Here is a 20,983-nt window from a genome sequence, read left to right as displayed (position 1 = left end):
AATAGAGGATGGACGGTATTTTAAACCTCTGGAATGCTACTGGCATTGCTAACTTTACAATCCCATCGTTAATTATGATTGCGGTAGGGTGTTTATTACTGTTTTTAGCGATAGCTAAAGGCTTTGAACCACTATTATTATTACCAATTGGTTTTGGTGCAATTTTAACAAATGTACCAGTGGCAGGTTTGTCAGACCCAGGTGGGCTTTTGTATTACGTTTATTACGTGGGTATTGATACGGGGATTTTTCCGTTATTAATATTTATGGGAGTAGGGGCGCTGACCGACTTTAGCGCGCTTATTGCAAACCCACGTATGTTGTTATTAGGTGCGGCTGCACAGTTTGGTATTTTTGCTACATTGTTTGGCGCTATATTACTTAACTATGTGCCAGGTTTTGAGTTTACTCTACAGGACGCATCGGCTATTGCAATTATTGGTGGTGCAGATGGACCGACTGCAATATTTTTAGCGTCAAAACTGGCACCTGATTTACTTGGTGCAATAGCGGTAGCCGCATACTCATACATGGCACTTGTGCCAATTATTCAGCCGCCAATTATGCGTGCGTTAACAACCCCAGAAGAACGTAAAATTAAGATGCCAGAGCTTCGCAAAGTATCTAAAAAGGAAAAGATTATTTTCCCTCTTATGGTGCTTAGTTTAACGGCTATGTTTTTACCGGCTGCTATACCGCTTGTAGGTATGTTTTGTTTAGGTAACTTAATGCGAGAGTCGGGTGTTGTTGATAGATTAAGTAACAGTGCTCAAAACGAAATCATCAATGTTACAACTATATTTCTAGGTTTAGCTGTAGGTTCAAAGCTTGCTGCAGATAAGTTTTTAACTGTTGAGACGATTGGTATTTTAGTGCTTGGCGCACTGGCTTTTGCAATTGGTACGGCATCTGGCGTATTTATGGCAAAAGGACTTAACCGCATATCTAAAACACCTATAAACCCATTAATTGGGGCAGCAGGTGTATCGGCTGTGCCAATGGCGGCACGAGTAGTTAATAAAGTTGGCCTTGAAAGCAACCCACATAACTTTTTACTTATGCATGCTATGGGACCCAACGTAGCGGGTGTACTTGGTAGTGCAGTTGCTGCGGGTATTTTATTAGCACTTGTTGGCTAATAATTAACGTGGTAGTTAATAAATGATTTAGCGCAGTTTACTGCGCTTTTTTTTGTTCTTAATTTGTTCATCGCTAAATAGTTTCTTGTTCAGCGCTTTTTGTTTACAGTAACAGCTCTTCAAAATTTTAAGGATAGTTATCATGCTTCACACACCTTTAGCAAAGCACTTACCTCATGTTAGTAAGCTTGTATTCGGATGCATGGGTCTGGGCGGCGGTTGGAATAAAGACGCAATCACTGATGCACATGTTAAGCAAACTCATGAATGCATAGATAACGCTATTGAAGGTGGCATTAACTTTTTTGACCATGCTGATATTTATACTTTTGGTAAAGCGGAGCAGGTTTTTGGTAAAGCATTAAGCGAGCGACCAGAGCTTAGAGAGCACATGTATATTCAATCTAAGTGTGGGATTCGTTTTGAAGATGACTTAGGGCCAAAGCGCTATGATTTTTCATCAAAGTGGATTGAGCAATCAGTTGAAGCATCCTTGAAGCGATTAAATACAGACTATTTAGACGTACTTATGCTACATCGTCCTGATCCACTCATGGAAGTTAACGAAATTGCTCGTATATTTAGTTGCTTAAAAGAAAGCGGTAAAGTGCGCAATTTTGCCGTATCGAATATGCAGCAACATCAAATGAATTTTTTACAGCATGCACTTGATATGCCGATTGTGGCTAATCAAATTGAGGCTAGTTTACAAAAACATCAGTTTGTTGATGAAGGTGTATATGCCGGTAACAGTGACGGTAAAGATCTTAATTTTACGCCCGGTAGTATTGAGTACTGTCGCCATTTTGAAATTCAAATTCAAAGCTGGGGCAGTTTATGCCAAGGATTATACAGCGGCAGTGATTTATCAAACGCATCGCAGGCTGATATAAACACGAGTCTTTTAGTTAATAAGCTGGCTGCACTTTATGATACGTCTGCTGAGGCTATTGTTATTGCATGGTTACTGCGCCATCCCGCATCTATTCAGCCGATTATTGGAACAACTAATGCCAAGCGTATTAAAGCCTCTTGTGATGCTGTAAACGTACAACTAACTCGTGAGCATTGGTATGCACTTTATGTAAGCGCTAAAGGCCATGAGCTACCATAAGTAGGGCACTAATATGAATATATTCGTTATTTTAATTGGTTTGTTTGTCGCGCTAGCGATACTTATTCCATTGCTTGAAAAATATCAAAGTAAAATAGGGCTCAACGGTGCAACCAAATACAGCAAATATATTTGGCCATTAGTGATGATGTCCTTAGTGATTCAGCTCATTTATGTACTAATGTACTAATGGTTTTTAGCGTATACAAAAAAGCCTTTGCAGGTTTAACCTGCAAAGGCTTTTTTAATGTTTATTAATAAACTTTATTTAAGTGCTAACTGTAGCTCGCGATTACGCTCAAGTTGGGCAATAAAGTTATCTGCAATAGGTTTAAACTTAGCAAGTTCTGAGCGAGGTAATGGCTCTGATTTGGGAAGTTTTACTGTTTTAGGATTACGGTGAACGCCATTTACTAAAAATTCATAGTGTAAATGCGCGCCAGTAACACGACCAGTAGAACCTACAGTACCAATTTGTTGGCCCTGTTTAACTTTTTGGCCCGTTTTAACTAGTTTCTTATTTAGGTGTAAGTACTTAGTTACATATTGTGTGCCATGGCTAATAAATACGTAGTTACCGTTGTACTTGCTGTAACCCGCTTTAACTACCTTACCGTTACCTGATGCAACCACCGGTGTGCCAGTGCGTGCTGCAAAGTCGATACCACGGTGCGCTCTAACTTGCCCAGTAACTGGGTGTAAGCGACGAGGATTAAAGCTCGAACTAATATACTTAAAGCTTACAGGTGCACGTAAAAATGCTTTTTTCATGCTACGCCCTTCAGGCGTATAAAAATTGCCGTCGGTATGGCGAATCGCTGCAAAGCGCTGACCTTGGTTTACAAATTCAGCGGCAATAATTTTACCGGTACCAATAAACTCGCCATCAACATAATGAGACTCATAAATTAAGCCAAACACATCGCCTTTACGAATGTCGTTTGCAAAATCAACATCCCAACCAAATATGTCAGCAAAGTTCATTATTTGACGTTCGCTTAAACCTGCAGCTATTGCTGAAGTCCAAAAGTTGTTAGATATTTCGCCGCCAGCGGTTTTGGTTAGCGTTTCAATTTCTTTACTATCAATAGCTGTATCGTAGTTACCTTCTTCATTTAAGGTAACAAATAAAGTATCGGTTTTTGAAATCACATAGCGCAGTTGAGCCAAAGAGCCATCTTCAGCTGTCGCAAAGCTAAGTATTTCACCGGGGTGAATTTTAGTTAGCTTGCGCGTTTCTGCGTTAGTGTTAATTAGTTTATGGAGCGTTTGAGCTGAAAAACCAGCACGTTTGAAGATAATTGCTAAATTGTCGCCATTTTTAACTTTATGATCGACAAAGTCGTATTCTGGTAACTTTTCTGCTGCTTGCTCTGAATTTAACTCAGTTAATTTTTCGTTGTCATCAACTTTAACTTGTAACTCATAGCGCTTGCCTATCTCTAATGCATCTGCATTATTGTCTTTAGAAGCAGTCGCTTTTTCAGAAGGAAGAAATGCCAAGCCGGCAATAGCAGAAACTAAACCTAAAATAAGCAATTTGTGTTTTTTTGGGAGAGTGTTAACCACGTGAACCATAACGTGCCTTTTTCTGCTGTCAAGATAATAAATACATAATATTGCAGGATATACTTAATAATGTACGAATACTAGTGCTTTGTAGATTTAAACTAACCTTAAACTACGCTAAAATCAGGGTTAAGAAGCCTTTTTTAACGTCCTATCTAACTAAGACTCAATTCATTTTGTTTAGTTGCATTAATAACTTAAAAAGTTATTTTAATTAGGTAGAAATTTGTTATGTTAGCTACATATATATTCGGTTTAAACCTATATTAAACCGTGATTACAAGTAACTAGTCCGCCCCTTCGTAGGCAGAATTTTGGAGTAACACAAAGTGGATTTACAAACCGCTCTAGCAGAGATAAAACGCGGTGCAGAAGAAATATTAATTGAAGACGAACTAGTTGAAAAACTAAAGTCGGGCAAAAAGCTAAAAATAAAAGCTGGCTTTGATCCTACAGCCCCTGATTTACATTTAGGGCACACTGTACTAATTAATAAAATGAAAACCTTTCAGGATTTAGGTCATGAGGTTATTTTCTTAATTGGTGACTTTACTGGCATGATTGGCGACCCAACAGGTAAAAACGTAACGCGTAAACCACTTACTCGCGAAGACGTACTAGCCAATGCCGAAACATATAAAGAACAAGTATTCAAAATTCTAGATCCTGCTAAAACCACTGTTGCATTTAACTCTACTTGGATGGAAAAGTTAGGCGCTGCAGGTATGATAAAACTTGCTGCTAACCAAACAGTAGCGCGCATGCTTGAACGTGATGACTTTAAAAAGCGTTACGGCAGCGGTCAACCAATTGCAATTCATGAGTTTTTATATCCACTGGTACAAGGTTGGGATTCGGTTGCACTAGAGTCAGATGTTGAACTGGGCGGTACTGATCAGCGCTTTAACTTGCTCATGGGTCGTGAGCTACAAAAAGTTGAAGGGCAAAAGCCGCAAACAGTATTAATGATGCCATTACTTGAAGGTACTGACGGCGTTCAAAAAATGTCTAAGTCGCTTGGTAACTATATTGGTATTACTGATGCGCCAAACGATATGTTTGGTAAAATAATGTCAATTAGTGATGTGCTAATGTGGCGTTATTACGATTTATTAAGCGCGCTTTCTATTGAAGAAATTGCAGCTCAAAAAGAACGTGTTGAGCAAGGTACTAACCCGCGCGATATTAAAATAGAACTAGCTAAAGAGTTAATTGCTCGTTTTCATAGTGAAGCTGATGCACAAGGTGCACATGATGATTTTATTCAGCGTTTTCAGAAAAAAGCGTTACCAGATGAAATCCCAGAGCTGACAATCACTATCGCAGAAGATACTATTTTAATTGCTAACTTGCTTAAAGAAGCAAATTTAGTAGTTAGTACGTCAGAAGCAATGCGTATGATTAAGCAAGGTGCAGTTAAACTTAACGGTGAAGATAAAATCACTGACACCAAACTTGAAATAGCAAAAGGCACAACAGCTATTTACCAAGTAGGTAAACGTAAGTTTGCAAACATCACTGTAGCTTAAATACCGTTTGAAAACTAAAAAACCAGCCTAGGCTGGTTTTTTAGTGCTCGTATTTTGGGGTCTGTAAATAGTTACGAGGTAGTCACTAAATAGTCACTAAATCACTTTTAATATTTCAATACTTACAATTACTAACAACCAAAATACACGCGCCTGATTTAATCTATTAATTATTACAGGTATATCCTCGGGTGTAGGTAGTCTATCAGTACCTATACGCATTTTATTAAAGCGAGTACCCAAATAAACTGCAGGCCCGCCCAGCTGCACACCAAGTGATGCAGAGCATGTGCTTAGTAGCCAACCTGTATTTGTTTGGTAAAAATGTCTGCCATAATGCTTTATGTAGTGCATGCTTTGTTTGCTCGCTCTACTTGCTGCAATAGTTAAAGCGAGTAAGCGCATTGGAATATACTCAATAATAAACAAGAGAGTTTTAAGCGGTTTTAAAAAGTAGCTATTTGGGGATATATCACTACGCCAGGCTTGTTGTATTAAAGTAAGCAATCGATAGGCGAGGGCAGCAATAGGGCCAAAGGCTAAAAATATAAATATAACTACGAAATAGTATCGAGCAGTGCGCAGTATTAAGCTTTCAATTAATGCTTTAATAATACCAGGAGATGAAAGCCTATTAACTTCACGGGCAAGCAGTGGTTTTAGTAATTCGCGTGCTGTCGATTTTTGATTTTGTTTAGTTAGCTTTGCAATGCGAAGTGCTTTTTTATCAATACTCTTACTTTCTAAGCATAAGTATAAAATAAGACCTGCGAGTAATTCAGGGTAAAAAGCAAACTCGAGTAGTAACACTACAATAATGAGAATGACACTTAAAATGAGCGTGCTTGCGAGTATAGCTGCCAAGTATTGATAGCTTTTAGGTTCTTTGCTTTTGTATATGCGCTTGCCAATAGCACTAAAAACAGCATTTAACGCTGTATTAGGATGATACCAGCTAATAAGGGGAAGAAAGCGCTCAGCAAGGAGCGCTAGTATGAAGGCAATAAAGTCCAAGTGGTTTTGAACAATATTGCTAAGCATTTACAGAGACACTGCAGTTAGCTTTTCTAAAAGTGCGACAACCATTTTAGATGAGTTGATTGATGCTGTTTCTAGGTATTCTTCAAATGATTGTGGTGACTCTTTACCTGCTATATCAGACATTGAGCGAATTACAACAAATGGTGTGTTAAGCGTAAAACACGTTTGTGCAATTGAAGCGCCTTCCATTTCAACGGCAAGCATTGTAGGAAAATCACTGCGTGCTTTATCAATACGCACAGGGTCACACATAAATGTGTCACCAGTACAAATTAAGCCAACAAGTGTTTTAACATCACTGATTTGTTCGATTGTTTGCTGTGCTGCTTCAACTAATTTAGGGTGAGCTGTAAAGCCTGCTGGCATTTGTGGTACTTGGCCAATTTCGTAGCCAAAAGCAGTAACATCTACATCGTGATGACGTACTTCTGACGAAATTACTACGTCGCCAACACTTAGAGAAGGATCGAATCCACCGGCAGAGCCTGTGTTAATTACGCAATCAGGTTTGAAGTTGTCAATTAGTAAGGTAGTTGCAATTGTTGATGCTACTTTACCAATACCAGATTGTACAAGTGTTACTGTGTTACCAGCCAATTCACCAGTATAAAAAGTGAAACCTGCTTTAGTTAAAATTTGTGGGTTTTGCATCGCTTCACGTAAAATTTTAACTTCTGGCTCCATTGCGCCAATAATACCAACATTCATAATGTTTAATTCCTGAGTTTGAATCACTTGATTATACGTGAAGTTAGCAATAAAAAACAAAAAAGCGAGCTTGTTTATGAGCTCGCTTTAAATACTTTTTAGGAGAGTATTTAATTTGGTTTTTAAATTTCAGCTAAAGCAGTTGTTTGTGCTTTGGCTTGAGAAGGTGAAAGTACCGCTGGCTTATGTGAGCGATTACGAACAGGGCGCTGCGTTTGTGTTGCTGCAGGCTTACCAAGTTTAAACATAATTGCATCGCGTACTTCAGAAGGACGGTAGCCCGATTTAACTTTCATACGAATATGTGGAATGCCCGCAGACTCTAGTGCACCGTTTACAAACCAGTCGCGTTGAGCTTTGTGGCCATCTTTATTGGCATTGTTAACTAGGTCAACGGCCGCAACAATAGTTAGTTTTTCTTTATCGATTAATACAAAGTCGAGTTGCTTATTTTTAGCTTTAGCTAAAGCAGCACGTTTAGATTTAATAGAAAGACCTTGCTTACAGTCAATAACGTCAATTAGCTTAACGCGACTAACAATTTTATATTGATCGCCTACAGCACGCTCGAGAAGATTTAGAAAAGCGCCTTCAACCTGCGTAAAAACAGTTTGCTTGCGGGTAAAAGGATACGGGTTTCCGCCATCGTCATTAAATTTTGACGCAACAACAGAAGCCCCGACAACTAATACTAGAATTAATAATAAAGCGAATTCCATACGGTAACTCCATAACAACAAATTGACACTGCTCAAATAAAGCAATTTACGTGCCTAAAAAGTATGAGTTATAAAATAATTACCAACTGTTTATAAAAGCTAAAACTATGTAGCTATTAAGCTTTGTATCCACCTTCAATACCTTTAACCGCAATAGCTACAGCATCGTGTGCATGGAGTGATTCATAATGGTTTATTTGCAGCCAGTAATCGCTGTAATTATCTGTTTCTAATAAAGCTTTAATTTTACGCGCTGCATCTTCACAAAACATAAGATTTTGACCATTTAAACGGGCAAATTCTTGCTCGTCTTCGCGTTTTACTGCCGCTTGTACAGGCGTTTTAAGTTCAGCTTCGAGGGTGTTTATTAGAGTCACTACGTCAAATTCTTGAATATTGCTATCAAGCTTTACTTTTACGTTGGCAATAGAGCGCTGCGAGTGAGGTGTAGCCACTATGCCTTGTGTAGTGCCTAGCCATTCGTGCACATCTTTTTGGCTTAAGGTTTCTTGGTTAAACTTTTCGTTAAACGCGTTTTGTATAAGCTGGCGTGCAAGTGCTGCAGAGCAAGGGCATGTTGAAGAATAGGTAACATCTACGGTTAGCTCGTAGCTAATAATGTTATTTTCAATTGTACTGGTAAGTACAACTGGGTAGCTTTTCCAGCCTGCTTTACCACTTAATAGTGATTTACGGCGTAGCGGTAATTCAAATTTAAATTCAATTTGTGCTTTATCGCTCAGCCCTTCGTGGCTAGTTATAAAGGTATCGAGTGCTTGCGCTATTGTTTGCGGATTGACTTGCTGCTCAGTTGAAAGCAGGTCAAGTGCTAAAAATAGACGTGACATATGAATGCCTTTGGCATCTTCTTTATGCAAATTTACAAATGCACGAGCTTTGGCATTTACTGTAACTGGAGATAAGTCTCGTGACTCAAAAATAAATGGCAGTTCGATTTCGCCCATGCCAACCCAGTCTAATTTACCTGTTTGTAAAGCGGGTGCAGTGTCTGCTATATCTGGCATATTGGTTTGCATGTGCGCTACTCGTATTTTGGAGATAATAAAGCGGGGCATTTTACACTAAATAATTTATTGCTGAAATGATGAGTTTAAGAGATGAGCAAAATCAAACATGAAAAATTCTGTTTTTATCGCACAACATGGGTAGTGGTAGGAGAAAAATGCTAAAATCTGGGAAAATGGTATGTTTATACATGCGCATTGCCTTCTTTATATTTAAGCACACAGCTAAGAGATAAAATTACGTATGACCGATTATTCTTTGAGCCCTTGGGCTCGGGTACTTTCCAGCTCAATAACGCGATTTGGTGAATTTAAAACCGCAGCTATTTGTTACACTTTATTTTTAACTGTATCTCTTATTTTATCGAGCATGTTTTATTATGTTGCGATAGGCGAATTACACCTTGTTGATATTTTGGCTGTGGTATTTTTTACTGCTGTGGTTTCTCCTTTAATTATAAGTGTATTACTTAATTCAATTCGTCAATTAGATGCCTCGTATGCTTATTTAGATAGCGCAACCAAGCAGGAAAAGCTCTTAAACCAAACCTTAAAAGACAACATTAGTCGTTTAAATATTGAAATTGATGAGCGTAAAATGGCATTTCATGCCAAGCATCGCGCTATTGAAGAGCTGCGCCGAGAAATTGCTGAGCGTAAAAAAACACAACAAGAACTTGCCCAACAAAGTATGTTGCAACGCTCAATCGTTGATTCATCTCCCGATCTATTTTATTACCGCGATAACAACGGTGTATTTGCCGGCTGTAATAAAATGTTTGAAGAGGTAATGGGAAAATCAAGTAGTGAGTTAATAGGAAAAACGGTTGAGCAGATATTCCCGAGTCATTTTTTAGCTGAAGTTTTGGCAACCGATAAAGAAGTAGAGCAAAGCCATAAAGCGCTGACTATAGATGTAGGTTATGAAGTAAATGGTGAAACACGTTGGTTTGAGCTGCGTAAATTACCTTTTATAAATGATGACGGTGACTACATTGGTTTACTGGGTTTTGGTCGTGATATCACTAGCCGTAAAGAAGCAGCACAAGCACTCGAAACTGCCTATAAAGACAAAGGTAAGTTTATTGCTACGCTGAGCCATGAACTACGTACTCCTTTAAATGGCATTGTTGGTTTAACGCGTATGTTATTAGACACAGAGCTTAATAAGCAGCAGCGTAGTTGGGGCAATACTATTTTTTCGAGTGCTGAAACACTCGGTAATATTTTTAACGATATTATAGATTTAGATAAAATAGATAGAGATCAGCTCGATATAGCAACCAATTCTATTAATGTGTCAGACTTTATAAACGATGTAGTTAATTTTGCAGGCTTAATAGCAGAGCAAAAAGAGCTTGAGTTTGATATTAAGCGCAATGGCATACTTGATGTTTACGCGCAGCTCGACCCGACTCGATTACGCCAAGTTGTTTGGAACTTAATTAACAACGCCGTTAAGTTTACTCAGCAAGGCAAAGTAACACTCGAATGCAGCAGAGAAAATCGCGTAGAAGGCCCATGGTTAGTTATTAAGGTACTAGATACCGGTCAAGGTATTCCACCAGAGCAACTTGCCCATATATTTGATATGTATTACAAAGCGCCGGATTTAAAAGGCACTAACGCGATAGGCTCCGGTATTGGTTTAGCTGTAACTAAGGCACTTGTAAGTGCAATGAAAGGGATAATTACGGTAAATAGTACTGAAGGCGAAGGAAGTTGTTTTACAGTGCAAATACCGCTTAGTTTATGTGTTGCACCAACAGAGCAAAGTTATGTTGGCCGTGGTTTGTATATTCTGCTAGTAGAAGATGTGCCTCTGAACGCCGAAATTGCTACAAACCTATTAGAGCAACGCGGGCATGAAGTGTTATGGGCTGAAACCGGTGAAGATGCGCTCTCGTTTGTCGAAACCGAAGATGACTTAGATTTAGTACTACTCGATATGCAATTGCCAGATATAAACGGTGACGTGGTTGCTAAGCAAATACGCTCAGATAGCCACTTCGATAAATTACCTATTGTTGCTTTAACTGCCAATGTACGCAGTGCTGAAAAAGAGCTTGAAGGTATATCAATACAAGGTGCGTTGGCTAAACCAATTAACACAGTTAAGCTTGATAAAATGCTGGCTGACTTATTTGGCATTAAGCAAAGTGAATGCACAGAGCCACAGCTAAAAGTAAGTGAAGAAGCGCTAGAGGGCATTGATGCACACTTATTAGATATTGAAACAATAGAAGACTTTGTAAATTCGATGGGCTTAGTTGTATTTAGACGCAGTAGTCAGTTATTTGAAAAGCTAAGTCCACAATATCAGCAAGAATTACTTACCTCATTAAATACCGGCGATAGAGAAGAGTATGAATCAGTAGCGCATAAACTTAAAGGTGCGGCTGGATCGGTAGGTTTAAATGATGTGCAGCTTCATGCCAAAATAATGGAGCATGGTGCGATTGATGAATCTGATGAAATGTTAAAGCAGTGGTTAGATGTTTTAGCAGATAAAATAAATGAAGGACAAAAAGCCCTTCATTTATTTTTACAGCAATTAGAGTAAAACTAATTAGCTCTAATTAAGCGTCAATTTTACCAATGAAACGGTAACCTTCACCATGGATGGTGCTGATTAACTCTGACGTTGAGTTATCACTTTCAAAATGCTTACGAATGCGACGAATAGTAACATCAACAGTACGGTCATTTGCGCGAAGCTCACGGCCTGTCATGTGCTTGATTAATTGCTCACGACTAAAAATACGACCTGGAGAATCAAGCATTAAACGAAGTGCTCTGTACTCACCTTTTGGTAAACGTTTAGCATCGCCATTTGGAGAAGTAAGACAGCGGCTATTTTCATCAAGTTCCCAACCGTTAAACGTAATAACACCATTTGTTTCTAGTGCTGACTCTTCACCGCCTAAAGCAGTACGAGTAATAAGGTTGCGAGCTCTAATAGTTAATTCACGCGGGTTGAATGGCTTAGTAACGTAGTCATCTGCGCCAATTTCAAGACCTAAAATACGGTCAACATCGTTGTCACGACCCGTTAGGAATATAAGACCTACTTTACGCTTTTGGCGTAATTCACGGGCTAAAATAAGACCGTTTTTACCAGGAAGGTTGATATCCATAACTACAAGATTAACGTCATCGTTATTTGTAAGCTTGTCATGCATATCATCGCCATCAATGGCTTCAATAACTTTGTACCCTTCAGCTTCAAATAAACTAACTAGGTTCAGTCGAGTTACGTCTTCATCTTCTACGATTAGAATGACTGGCGTTTGCATTATTAATTAACCTTTTGGAATATTTTATTTATAAAAAAACCGGTGACGAATTTATAACCGATTACTAGAGATTATAGGATTATACCCATTTGTTAACAAGGAAAAAACAAATTGGATAAAAATAAAACAGTAGGGTGTCCAAAGTCTACTAAAAAGGGCAGTGCAAAAACTACTGTTTAATTGATATATACGTGGATGTAGCTATTTGAATCATAAAGTCGAAGCCATTTTCCTTTAATAATTGATACATCATTCAATCAAACAAGGTACTTAAAATAATCAGACTAATTCAAAGCAAAACTATATCACTTTCTAACCTTTCATCAATGTATGTGATACAGCAAAGATAAAAAAGTTCATAAATCGCTTGGTAATATTTATTTAATGCAATTAAATAATGTTACGCGCTTATCACATGCCTCATTAATGAGGTCATTAAATGCTAATTCAAGGATAAATTTTAAATATATGCACTTTTTAGTGATCTTTATTTAAGGAATAGTAATTATAAAGCGAGCACCGTGTTTTTCTTCAAGATCAAACATAACTCTTCCGCCAAGTGCTTGTGTTACTAGGTTGTAGACCAAGTGCATGCCTAAGCCGCTTGCGCCTTGTCCGCGCTTTGAAGTTACAAACGGGTCAAAAATTCTATTTTTAATGTTTTTATCAACACCTTGACCATTGTCAGAATAAACTATTGTTAATTTTTTCCCTACTAATTCTACGTCAAAGCGAATTTCATTATTTTCTTTACCTATAAATCCATGAATCACAGAGTTCATAAGCAACTGCTGAAACACTTGTTGCAGAGGTTCAGACTTACTATGAATAGCCAAGTCGGTCGGACAGTTAATAATAACGACAGGCTTTTTAGGCAGTAGTTCAGATTGAATCGATGTTAAAACATCACTTATTAATTTATGTACATTAATATAGGTATTAACACCGTCATCTTGAATAACGGCCACTTTTTTAAAGTTAGATATCAGGTCTGCGGCACGATTTAAGTTGCGGTAGATTAAGTCTAAGTTTTCAATACCTTCATCTATAAAGCGTTTTAGATGGCTTGAGGTAAGTTTTTTATCGTCAAAGCTTTGCTGTATATCTGCCAGTTTATCTCGAAGTAATGTAGAGCCTGTAATACCTAGCCCTATTGGTGTATTCACTTCATGGGCAACCCCAGCAACCATTTGCCCAAGCGATGCCATTTTTTCGTTTTCAACAATTTGCGTTTGGTACTGATGCATTCGCTCAAGGGTTGATAAAAGCTCTTGATTTGCTTCTCTGAGAGCGATTGTTCGCTGGTTTACTTTTTCTTCAAGGCTTTGGTTTAGTTGTTTTATTTCTTGTTTATCTTTTTCGTGGCGCTCAAGTTGCTTTTTGGTGCGTGTAAGCATGATATTTAAACTATTTGAAAGAGCGGTTATTTCTTTTACATCGGTTATTGGCGCGCGTGCATCATAGTTATGATTTTTAGATACATCCTGCAATAGCATGCTTAACTGCTCTATTGGCTTGGCTATACGTCGTTGAACTTTTATAGCAATAAAGTAAACAACGATTAAAATTAATAGAGTTAATAGCACGTCTATTAATATCTTTCTCTCAATATAGGTCTCTAAACTTTCGAGGCTCCCTCGCATGTATACATAACCGACCAACTTTTCGTTATCGTAAATAGGGCGGGTTAGTTCAATATGATCGCTCGTAATTCGTGGCGCTTTTAGCTCATCAACACTGTCTATTCTTAGTGGTACTGGAGGTGTTTTTTTTGCATTAAAGCTAATAAAAAAAACAGGTTTTTGAGATGCTTTTTCTATTGAATAAATATGTATGTTTTTTACAAGGGGGATATTTTCAAATGACTTGAGGCGTTTTTCTTCTGTTTTTCTATCATCTTCAACTACTGATTTACCAGCATCAAAAGCTACAATTTCAGAAAGTATGACGAGTTTATTAATGATTAATTGCTTTTGCTCTTTTACGCTTAAATAAGTAGATATCGAAATAGATAGCGACAAGCAAATAGCTGTAATAAGCATAATTAAATTTATGAGTGCTTTGCGAATGCTACTTTGATGAACTTTTTTAGGCATTATTTCGTTATCGCCTGAATTAATTTTGATTATTTAGAGTTTTAGTTTAGCAAAGACGGGAGAAAATGAAGGAAAAAAGCTAAATTAATTCTTATATTTATGCGAAGGTTAGCTTGAGCGCGTTTGCACTCAAGCATTTTTAAAAATAATACTAGCTGCTATATACGGCAAACTTGTTATTTTTAAATACCGTTTGGTAGCTTTCAAATTGCGTTTCTAAAATAGGCGGGTATTTTAAAAAGCTGTTAGCAACAATATTCAGCTTTCCTACTTTAGTTAAATGCTGTTTTGCATTTGCTAAAAATGTTTCTGCTACTGTGTAGTCGGTTGCAATACCTGTATGAAAAGGTGGATTGCTAATAATTAAATCAAACTTACCGGTAATGCTTTTAAGGCCGTCACTTAATATCGCTTCGCCTTTGATGCTGTTAAGCTTTAGAGTTTGCTGTGTTGCGTAAGTTGCCAGTGCACTTACATCACTACACACAAACTCAAGTGCTGGATTATGCAGCCCTAAAAAGGTTGCTATTAAACCTGCGCCACAGCCAAAGTCGAGAACCCTACCTTGCTTAATTGTCGGTGCGTTTTCGAGTAGAACTTTCGTTCCCATATCTAAACTACCGTGATTAAACACCCCTGGGACACTAATAGCTGTAAACTCGGTGTCGGCAACATTAACAACAAACTTTTTATGGTAGGTCGTAATATCAAAGTCAGGATGCTGGGTAATCTCAGCAAATGAGTAAAGAACGCAGTGCTTAGCTGAATCAATTTTGTTACTAAACTCAGCTTTACCAGCTAATTGCTTTTCAATTGATTTAACACCACTTTTGTTTTCACCTACCACCAATAGTTCGGCATCGTCAGTAATAGCAGATCTAATATTATCAAGCGCCATTAATAACTCAGGTTTTGATTTAGGATAGTAAAGAATAACTAAATCGTAGCCGTTACCAGGTATTGTGTGATTTACACAAATCTCAACGTCTTTGGTGTTTTTAGCAAACTCACCGTTAGCATGGTTGTAGCTAAATGCAGTTACCTTGCTTTGCGGGTTAAGTTTTTTAAGCTCTGTTAAAAAGCCATCTTGAACAAAGTTGACCACCAAGATAGATTTGCCCGTTAGTGCCTCGCTATTACGAAGTAACAGTAAACTTGGGTTGGTTAGTACGCTCATAAATGGCTTTGCCTTACAGTATGTTTAGTTTTATTAAAAATAAAAGTGAGTGCTTAAAGTTACAAATTACTCAGTACGTTCAAACATTAAATCCCACACGCCATGACCTAGGCGATGTCCGCGCTGCTCAAACTTAGTAAGCGGGCGCAAATCTGGACGTGGAACATAATCGTTTGTTTCTGATTGGTTTTTAAAACCAGGAGCTACATTCATTACTTCGAGCATATGCTCTGCATAGTTTTCCCAATCTGTTGCCATATGAAAAACGCCACCCATTTTCAGTTGGGCTCTTAGTTTTTCAACAAACTCAGTTTGTACAATACGGCGTTTATGATGACGCTTTTTATGCCAAGGATCAGGGAAAAACAACTGTAGTGTTGTTAAGCTTTCATTAGGTATACAGTCTGCAAGTACTTCAACTGCATCGTGTTCAAAAATACGTAAGTTAGTAATGCCTGCTTCATCGGCATCCATTAAACAAGCACCAACGCCTGGGCGGTGTACTTCAATACCAATAAAGTTTAGGTGAGGGGCATTTGTTGCCATTTCGACAAGCGATTTACCCATACCAAAACCAATTTCTACTACTACATCGTTGTTGTTGCCAAAAACTTCGCTTAAATCAAGCATACCGTTTTTATGCTCTAGGCCCATTGTTGGCCAGCATTTTTCGATTGCAGCGGCTTGGCCTTTGGTTAATCGACCTTCGCGTTTTACAAAACTGCGAATGGTGCGGATGTATTTACCTTCTTGCTTAGCTTGCTCAAGGTTAGTGTTGCTTGATTCACTCATATTATTGGCCTGACAAAAACAATGTGTTTAAAAATGGTTGCATATTATCCCTGACCGAGCCCGCAATCACAAGTATTAGCTGGTTTTACACGCCCTATAGCTTGATCTTTTTATTAACTACAATAGACTGAGCCGCCATTGAGCATCAGTAAAAGTACAATATGTTGGATTTAAATAAAGAACAGTCTAATTCGTTTTCTAATCAAGTCGTTGATTGGTATCACCTTCATGGGCGTAAAACACTTCCATGGCAGTTGGGCAAAACACCTTATAAAGTGTGGGTGTCTGAGGTGATGCTCCAGCAAACTCAAGTTATTACTGTTATCCCATATTTTGAAAAATTTATGCAAAGCTTTCCAGATATTATTGCTTTAGCCGATGCTGATGAAGATTTAGTACTGCATCACTGGACCGGCTTAGGGTATTACGCTCGTGCGCGTAACTTACATAAAACAGCTAAAATAGTACGTGACAAGTACCAAGGCGAATTTCCGCAAACGCTTGATGAAGTAATGGATTTACCGGGAATAGGACGCTCTACTGCCGGGGCTGTTTTATCATTGTCGCTTGGGCAGCATCATCCAATTTTAGATGGAAATGTTAAGCGAGTCTTAGCGCGCTATTTTATGATAGAAGGTTGGTACGGTGTTAAAAAAGTCGAAAACCAGCTTTGGCATTTATCAGAGCAATTAACACCTAAAAATAATGTCACCGAATTTAATCAAGCTATGATGGATTTAGGTGCGAGTGTTTGCTCACGCAGCCGGTTTGATTGCGAGGCTTGCCCATTAAATTCAGGTTGTGGTGCTTTTAATGCAGGTAAAGTAAAAGAGTTTCCACATTCTAAACCTAAAAAAGCAGTGCCGAAGAAGAGTTGTCATCAGTTAATTATTCAGTGCGGCGATAAAGTGCTTATGGAAAAACGCCCTAACAGCGGTATTTGGGGAGGACTATTTGGCTTTTTTGAATTTAATGAGTACGAGGAGCTTCAAATATTTTTAGCTCAGCAAGGATTAGAAGCCAACTTAGTAGAGCTTGAAGCGTTTATTCATGTGTTTTCACATTTTGAGCTGAAGATTAATCCGCATGTGCTCAATGTTAAGAACATTCCTGATGTAGTAAATGACAAACAATTAGTGTGGTATCCGCTTGATCAATCAATAGAGGTTGGCCTAGCAGCGCCAACTAAAAAGTTGGTTAAACAAATTACAGCAATAGTATAGAATAGCCCCATATTTAGCGTTAGAGAGAATCAATCATGGCACGTACAGTATTTTGTCAAAAGTTACAAAAAGAAGCCGAAGGGCTTGGCTTTCAGTTATACCCTGGTGAAGTTGGTGAAAAGATTTTTAATAACATCTCTAAAGAAGCGTGGGGTCAGTGGCAGCATAAGCAAACAATGCTTATTAACGAAAAGCATTTAAATATGATGGACCCAGAGCACCGCACATTTTTAGAAGAGCAAATGGTTGGCTTTTTGTTTGAAAACAAAGATGTAGAAATTGAAGGTTATCGACCGCCTGAAAAGTAATATTTTAAACATTAAAAAAGGGCTAAATAGCCCTTTTTTTGTGTGCGATTATTTAATCACTTAACTCATCTTCTTGCTCAGAGATTTTAATTTGTTCTTTTAAAAATTGAGCTGCCTTAGAGTATTCAATTTCTAACTTATCTCTTAAGTCTATTAATTCATCGGTAGTGAGTTCACCTTTTTTACATTTATCTTCAAATGCACTTGAAAGTTCAGCCACCGTTTGGGCACCAATTGTTTTAGAGATCGATTTTAATTGATGACACCCTTCAATAATCTCATCTAAATCGTTAACCATAACGCCTGAATTAATCCCCTTAATTAGCCCTTGGCTTTGTTCTAAATACATTTTGAAAAAGCGTAACTGTTTAGCTTCGTCACCATTTACATATTTAGCAACCGCTTCCATATCAATAGGTAGCGCCATGGTTTGATGGATAACTACATTTGGGTTTTGGCTTTGCTTATCGCTCCAGCGTTTTAAGGTGTCCTCTAACGCGTTTAGCTCTATAGGTTTGGTAATGAAGTCGTTTATACCTACGGCTAAGCAACGCTCTTTTTCGCCTTTAAGTGCGTTTGCTGTTACAGCAATAATGTAAGGCTGTGCATCAATTGATTCTAATAGCTCTGCTTCGTTACGGATTTTTTCGACCATATCGTAACCCGACATTTTAGGCATGTGTAAGTCGGTTAAAATAAGTGAGTAATCACCTTTTCTCCACATATCTAAGCCTTCTTCACCGTTGTTTGCTATCTCAACGCCAAAACCTAGTATGTGTAATTGATCGGTGAGCACTTGCTGGTTTAGAAGGTTATCTTCAACAAGTAAAACCAATTTGTTTGATTTACGAGCTTGCTCAACATTTAAATAATTATTAAGTGTTTTGGTTTTTTTAATTTGTTTAGGTGTATGCAAACCTGCAGCGACTAAAATAGACAGCATAAAGTTAGACTTACATAAAGGAGAGGCATTAATATAAAAAATATTATTATGATTTATAGCCGCTTCATCAAGCTTGCTTAGTACAACAACTTGTTGGTTATAATCCTCTAATGAATAAAATAAGCGTCTTAGCAGCGCGTTTGTTTTATCCATATTGTCTATGCCATCAGCCACCCAAATAATATCTTGCGAATGTTGATGCTCTTCAATTTCTTCTTCTGTGTGTGCATAAACTATTTTAGCGCCCATAAACGATAAATAACGGTACATTGTTTTTTCACGTTCTAGGTGATTACTAACTACAACAATTTGCTTACCATTTAATGCACCTTTGTGTGCGTACTTAATTCTACCCGATGTGCTAAACGGCAGTTCAACAGTAAACTCACTGCCAATTCCTGTATGGCTAGTTACATGAATAGTACCTAGCATAAGCTCAGTTAAGCTTTTACAAATAGAAAGACCTAAACCTGTCCCTCCATATTCTCGGGTAATCGAATTTTCGGCTTGAATAAACGGATTAAATATTTCGCGTAGTTGTGCCTGCGACATGCCTTTACCGTTATCAGTTACGCAAAAGCGTAAGGTAAAGTGATCAGTCGTATTATGTACCACCTCTACTGATATTTTTACATGCCCTTGGGTTTTTTCATCAGTGCTCGTAAATTTAATTGCGTTGCTACATAGGTTATAAAGAACCTGACGTACACGTACGCTATCACCGGTAAGATTTATAGGAATATCTGGTGCTATTGCTAGCTCTAAATCAAGCTCACGTTTTTTAGCAACTGATGAGAGCACACGAGCAACTTCTTCAATAGTATCGGTTACCGAAAATGGGATCGGGTCAATATTTAGCTTTCCAGCCTCAATTTTAGAAAAATCTAAAATATCGTCCAAAATGCTCAATAACGAAAATGCTGATTCACGAATAATCGTACTTAAACGATGCTGAGCGCCGTCAAGTTCGGTCTGGCGCAGTAAATCAATAGTACCTATAACACCATTCATCGGTGTTCTTATTTCGTGACTCATCGTTGCTAAGAATGTTGTTTTAGTTTCGCTTGCTCGCTCTGCTTTTAATGTGGCTTGCTCAAGCGCTAAGGTACGATTTTGCACTTCGGCTTCTAGGCCATTTTGTAATTTATAAAGCTCTTTTTGTGCAGAGTCATTCTCGCTCATTGCAGTTTGTACTTTTTGTAGCAATAAGTTGATGTTTTTTGCTACTACACCTAAACCAATATCAAGTTGCTCATCAACATTACTATTATAATTAGCATCTTCAGTGATTGCCTGTAACTCTTGAGTAAGAGTGTCAGTACTTTTACGTAAGCGCGTATTAATGTACATATTAAACATTAAAGTAAGTATAAATAATGCAGCAACACTCGCTATCGCGATGATGTAAGCGATAACTTGAGAGTCTTGAGCGCTTAAAGGCGTGGCTGGTATGTTTTGCTTAATAATAAGCTCGCCAATGGGTTGATCGTTTAACAATAGTAGGTGATGCAGGATACCTTCTTCTTTTAAGTGCTTTTCAGTTTTAACAGAAGCGATGGCTGGTTTACTGCTGCTATATACCAACTGAGTATCTGATGTAGCATTGAAGCGATATAGAGTATATTCAAAGTTACCGTCTAATAAGGAGGTTAAATCAAGTAACTGTTTTACTTTACCTTGACCATACATAGTTAATGCATCAACCATAGGTAAGTCTAATCTATCGGCAAGCGTTACAATATTAATAGATGATACTGGTTGGGCTGTCTTAACTTCAGTTTGTGTATAAAATGAGTGGGCAACAATAGCGAGCGCTGTTACAGCAATATTAATGATTAAAAAAAGTGGCAGTAAGCCTTTTACTGGCGATGAGAATTTACTCTGCATTGATTGTTTCCAATTGATGTGTTTTTACTACGATAAGTCCCTATCGTACGTATCTAAGCTAATCGTAACATTTACAAAAAATAATTCACTACGGTTTTAGTCTGATTTAGTTATATTTATTTATAGTTATAGCCCGATTTGTGGTAAAAATGAACGTTATTAATAAAAAATGTACTGAGTTGTCTGAAAACCGTTCAAACAGTTATAAAGAAGAAAAAAAAAGTTGACTTGTAAGGGCAAAACTCGTTTAATACGCCGCACGCCCAGATAGCTCAGTCGCTAGAGGTGAGTGGGAATTGCATTAAAAATCCCTTAAGATTTTTAATTAGCACTGTTTAAGTGCCTCGATAGCTCAGTTGGTAGAGCAGAGGATTGAAAATCCTCGTGTCCCTGGTTCGATTCCGGGTCGAGGCACCA

The 20,983-nt window shown here is 38.0% G+C and carries 17 protein-coding genes and 1 tRNA gene; 8 read left to right on the top strand and 10 right to left on the bottom strand.

Translation table 11 applies throughout. From position 1 onward, the window contains the following. The first annotated feature begins 8 nt into the window (after positions 1-8). The 3 genes from GQR38_RS06135 to GQR38_RS06125 all read left to right on the top strand — a co-directional run bounded on the left by GQR38_RS06135 (position 9) and on the right by GQR38_RS06125 (position 2,443). A complete protein-coding gene (locus GQR38_RS06135) occupies positions 9-1,139 on the top strand; it encodes a sodium ion-translocating decarboxylase subunit beta (protein ID WP_076925246.1) in 1,131 nt (376 codons plus the stop codon). 142 nt (positions 1,140-1,281) lie between these two features. After that, positions 1,282-2,253 carry an aldo/keto reductase gene (locus tag GQR38_RS06130; protein ID WP_007583820.1) on the top strand — a complete coding sequence of 324 codons (972 nt, stop codon included), beginning with the start codon at positions 1,282-1,284 and terminating at the stop codon, positions 2,251-2,253. Positions 2,254-2,266: 13 nt separating this feature from the next. Beyond that, complete coding sequence (locus tag GQR38_RS06125; protein WP_165722091.1) at positions 2,267-2,443, top strand: hypothetical protein; 177 nt, start codon at positions 2,267-2,269, stop codon at positions 2,441-2,443. Positions 2,444-2,517: 74 nt separating this feature from the next. Here GQR38_RS06125 and GQR38_RS06120 read toward each other — a convergent pair whose 3' ends face one another. Beyond that, a complete protein-coding gene (locus tag GQR38_RS06120) occupies positions 2,518-3,831 on the bottom strand; it encodes a peptidoglycan DD-metalloendopeptidase family protein (RefSeq protein ID WP_007585425.1) in 1,314 nt (437 codons plus the stop codon). 320 nt (positions 3,832-4,151) lie between these two features. On the opposite strand from GQR38_RS06120, the gene tyrS reads away from it, so the two are divergent. Further along, on the top strand, positions 4,152-5,351 hold the full coding sequence (gene tyrS, locus GQR38_RS06115; protein ID WP_007585427.1) for a tyrosine--tRNA ligase: 1,200 nt from the start codon (positions 4,152-4,154) through the stop codon (positions 5,349-5,351). Between the two features lie 96 nt (positions 5,352-5,447). On the opposite strand, the gene ampE is transcribed toward tyrS, so the two are convergent. The 4 genes from ampE to folE2 all read right to left on the bottom strand — a co-directional run bounded on the left by ampE (position 5,448) and on the right by folE2 (position 8,856). Next, the gene (gene ampE / locus GQR38_RS06110; protein WP_165722090.1) at positions 5,448-6,392 is read right to left on the bottom strand and encodes a regulatory signaling modulator protein AmpE; all 945 of its coding nucleotides are present in this window, start codon (positions 6,390-6,392) and stop codon (positions 5,448-5,450) included. After that, positions 6,393-7,100: a 5'-methylthioadenosine/S-adenosylhomocysteine nucleosidase gene (gene mtnN / locus GQR38_RS06105; RefSeq protein ID WP_024589694.1), complete on the bottom strand. Its 708-nt coding sequence runs from the start codon at positions 7,098-7,100 to the stop codon at positions 6,393-6,395. Positions 7,101-7,222: 122 nt separating this feature from the next. Beyond that, positions 7,223-7,819 carry a DUF2726 domain-containing protein gene (locus GQR38_RS06100; RefSeq protein ID WP_007582968.1) on the bottom strand — a complete coding sequence of 199 codons (597 nt, stop codon included), beginning with the start codon at positions 7,817-7,819 and terminating at the stop codon, positions 7,223-7,225. Positions 7,820-7,935: 116 nt separating this feature from the next. After that, positions 7,936-8,856, bottom strand: coding sequence for a GTP cyclohydrolase FolE2 (gene folE2 / locus GQR38_RS06095; protein ID WP_024589695.1), 921 nt, complete (start codon positions 8,854-8,856; stop codon positions 7,936-7,938). A 232-nt stretch (positions 8,857-9,088) separates the two neighbouring features. Between folE2 and arcB the strand changes: the two genes are divergently transcribed. After that, the gene (gene arcB / locus GQR38_RS06090) at positions 9,089-11,407 is read left to right on the top strand and encodes an aerobic respiration two-component sensor histidine kinase ArcB (protein ID WP_165722089.1); all 2,319 of its coding nucleotides are present in this window, start codon (positions 9,089-9,091) and stop codon (positions 11,405-11,407) included. Positions 11,408-11,423: 16 nt separating this feature from the next. On the opposite strand, the gene arcA is transcribed toward arcB, so the two are convergent. From arcA to trmB, 4 genes are all read right to left on the bottom strand, one after another. Then, positions 11,424-12,140, bottom strand: coding sequence for a two-component system response regulator ArcA (arcA, locus tag GQR38_RS06085; RefSeq protein ID WP_002962549.1), 717 nt, complete (start codon positions 12,138-12,140; stop codon positions 11,424-11,426). Between the two features lie 491 nt (positions 12,141-12,631). Continuing rightward, positions 12,632-14,236 carry a HAMP domain-containing sensor histidine kinase gene (locus GQR38_RS06080; RefSeq protein WP_165722088.1) on the bottom strand — a complete coding sequence of 535 codons (1,605 nt, stop codon included), beginning with the start codon at positions 14,234-14,236 and terminating at the stop codon, positions 12,632-12,634. A 151-nt stretch (positions 14,237-14,387) separates the two neighbouring features. Continuing rightward, a complete protein-coding gene (locus GQR38_RS06075; protein ID WP_165722087.1) occupies positions 14,388-15,413 on the bottom strand; it encodes a methyltransferase in 1,026 nt (341 codons plus the stop codon). A 66-nt stretch (positions 15,414-15,479) separates the two neighbouring features. After that, entirely contained in the window at positions 15,480-16,205 is a 726-nt protein-coding gene (trmB, locus tag GQR38_RS06070; RefSeq protein ID WP_007582957.1) for a tRNA (guanosine(46)-N7)-methyltransferase TrmB, read from the bottom strand. Between the two features lie 161 nt (positions 16,206-16,366). Here trmB and mutY point away from each other — a divergent pair, with 161 nt between their 5' ends. After that, entirely contained in the window at positions 16,367-17,428 is a 1,062-nt protein-coding gene (mutY, locus tag GQR38_RS06065; RefSeq protein ID WP_024594521.1) for an A/G-specific adenine glycosylase, read from the top strand. A 35-nt stretch (positions 17,429-17,463) separates the two neighbouring features. Beyond that, positions 17,464-17,736, top strand: a complete 273-nt coding sequence (locus tag GQR38_RS06060) for an oxidative damage protection protein (protein ID WP_007582954.1) — start codon at positions 17,464-17,466, stop codon at positions 17,734-17,736. 52 nt (positions 17,737-17,788) lie between these two features. On the opposite strand, the gene GQR38_RS06055 is transcribed toward GQR38_RS06060, so the two are convergent. Next, positions 17,789-20,566, bottom strand: coding sequence for an ATP-binding protein (locus tag GQR38_RS06055; protein WP_165722086.1), 2,778 nt, complete (start codon positions 20,564-20,566; stop codon positions 17,789-17,791). A 341-nt stretch (positions 20,567-20,907) separates the two neighbouring features. On the opposite strand from GQR38_RS06055, the gene GQR38_RS06050 reads away from it, so the two are divergent. Beyond that, a tRNA-Phe gene (locus tag GQR38_RS06050) sits at positions 20,908-20,983 on the top strand.

Source organism: Pseudoalteromonas sp. c7(2019) (assembly GCF_011378625.1).
Classification (GTDB): domain Bacteria; phylum Pseudomonadota; class Gammaproteobacteria; order Enterobacterales; family Alteromonadaceae; genus Pseudoalteromonas; species Pseudoalteromonas arctica.
The sequence above is the reverse complement of the archived record's forward strand: the minus strand, read 5'-3'. Positions and strand labels throughout refer to the sequence as shown.

Coding starts and splice junctions, on each gene's coding strand:
- GQR38_RS06135 (WP_076925246.1), top strand. CDS start 9: ATGGACGGTATTTTAAACCTCTGGAATGCTACTGGCATTGCTAACTTT.
- GQR38_RS06130 (WP_007583820.1), top strand. CDS start 1,282: ATGCTTCACACACCTTTAGCAAAGCACTTACCTCATGTTAGTAAGCTT.
- GQR38_RS06125 (WP_165722091.1), top strand. CDS start 2,267: ATGAATATATTCGTTATTTTAATTGGTTTGTTTGTCGCGCTAGCGATA.
- GQR38_RS06120 (WP_007585425.1), bottom strand. CDS start 3,831: ATGGTTCACGTGGTTAACACTCTCCCAAAAAAACACAAATTGCTTATT.
- ampE (WP_165722090.1), bottom strand. CDS start 6,392: ATGCTTAGCAATATTGTTCAAAACCACTTGGACTTTATTGCCTTCATA.
- mtnN (WP_024589694.1), bottom strand. CDS start 7,100: ATGAATGTTGGTATTATTGGCGCAATGGAGCCAGAAGTTAAAATTTTA.
- GQR38_RS06100 (WP_007582968.1), bottom strand. CDS start 7,819: ATGGAATTCGCTTTATTATTAATTCTAGTATTAGTTGTCGGGGCTTCT.
- folE2 (WP_024589695.1), bottom strand. CDS start 8,856: ATGCAAACCAATATGCCAGATATAGCAGACACTGCACCCGCTTTACAA.
- arcB (WP_165722089.1), top strand. CDS start 9,089: ATGACCGATTATTCTTTGAGCCCTTGGGCTCGGGTACTTTCCAGCTCA.
- arcA (WP_002962549.1), bottom strand. CDS start 12,140: ATGCAAACGCCAGTCATTCTAATCGTAGAAGATGAAGACGTAACTCGA.
- GQR38_RS06080 (WP_165722088.1), bottom strand. CDS start 14,236: ATGCCTAAAAAAGTTCATCAAAGTAGCATTCGCAAAGCACTCATAAAT.
- GQR38_RS06075 (WP_165722087.1), bottom strand. CDS start 15,413: ATGAGCGTACTAACCAACCCAAGTTTACTGTTACTTCGTAATAGCGAG.
- trmB (WP_007582957.1), bottom strand. CDS start 16,205: ATGAGTGAATCAAGCAACACTAACCTTGAGCAAGCTAAGCAAGAAGGT.
- mutY (WP_024594521.1), top strand. CDS start 16,367: ATGTTGGATTTAAATAAAGAACAGTCTAATTCGTTTTCTAATCAAGTC.
- GQR38_RS06060 (WP_007582954.1), top strand. CDS start 17,464: ATGGCACGTACAGTATTTTGTCAAAAGTTACAAAAAGAAGCCGAAGGG.
- GQR38_RS06055 (WP_165722086.1), bottom strand. CDS start 20,566: ATGCAGAGTAAATTCTCATCGCCAGTAAAAGGCTTACTGCCACTTTTT.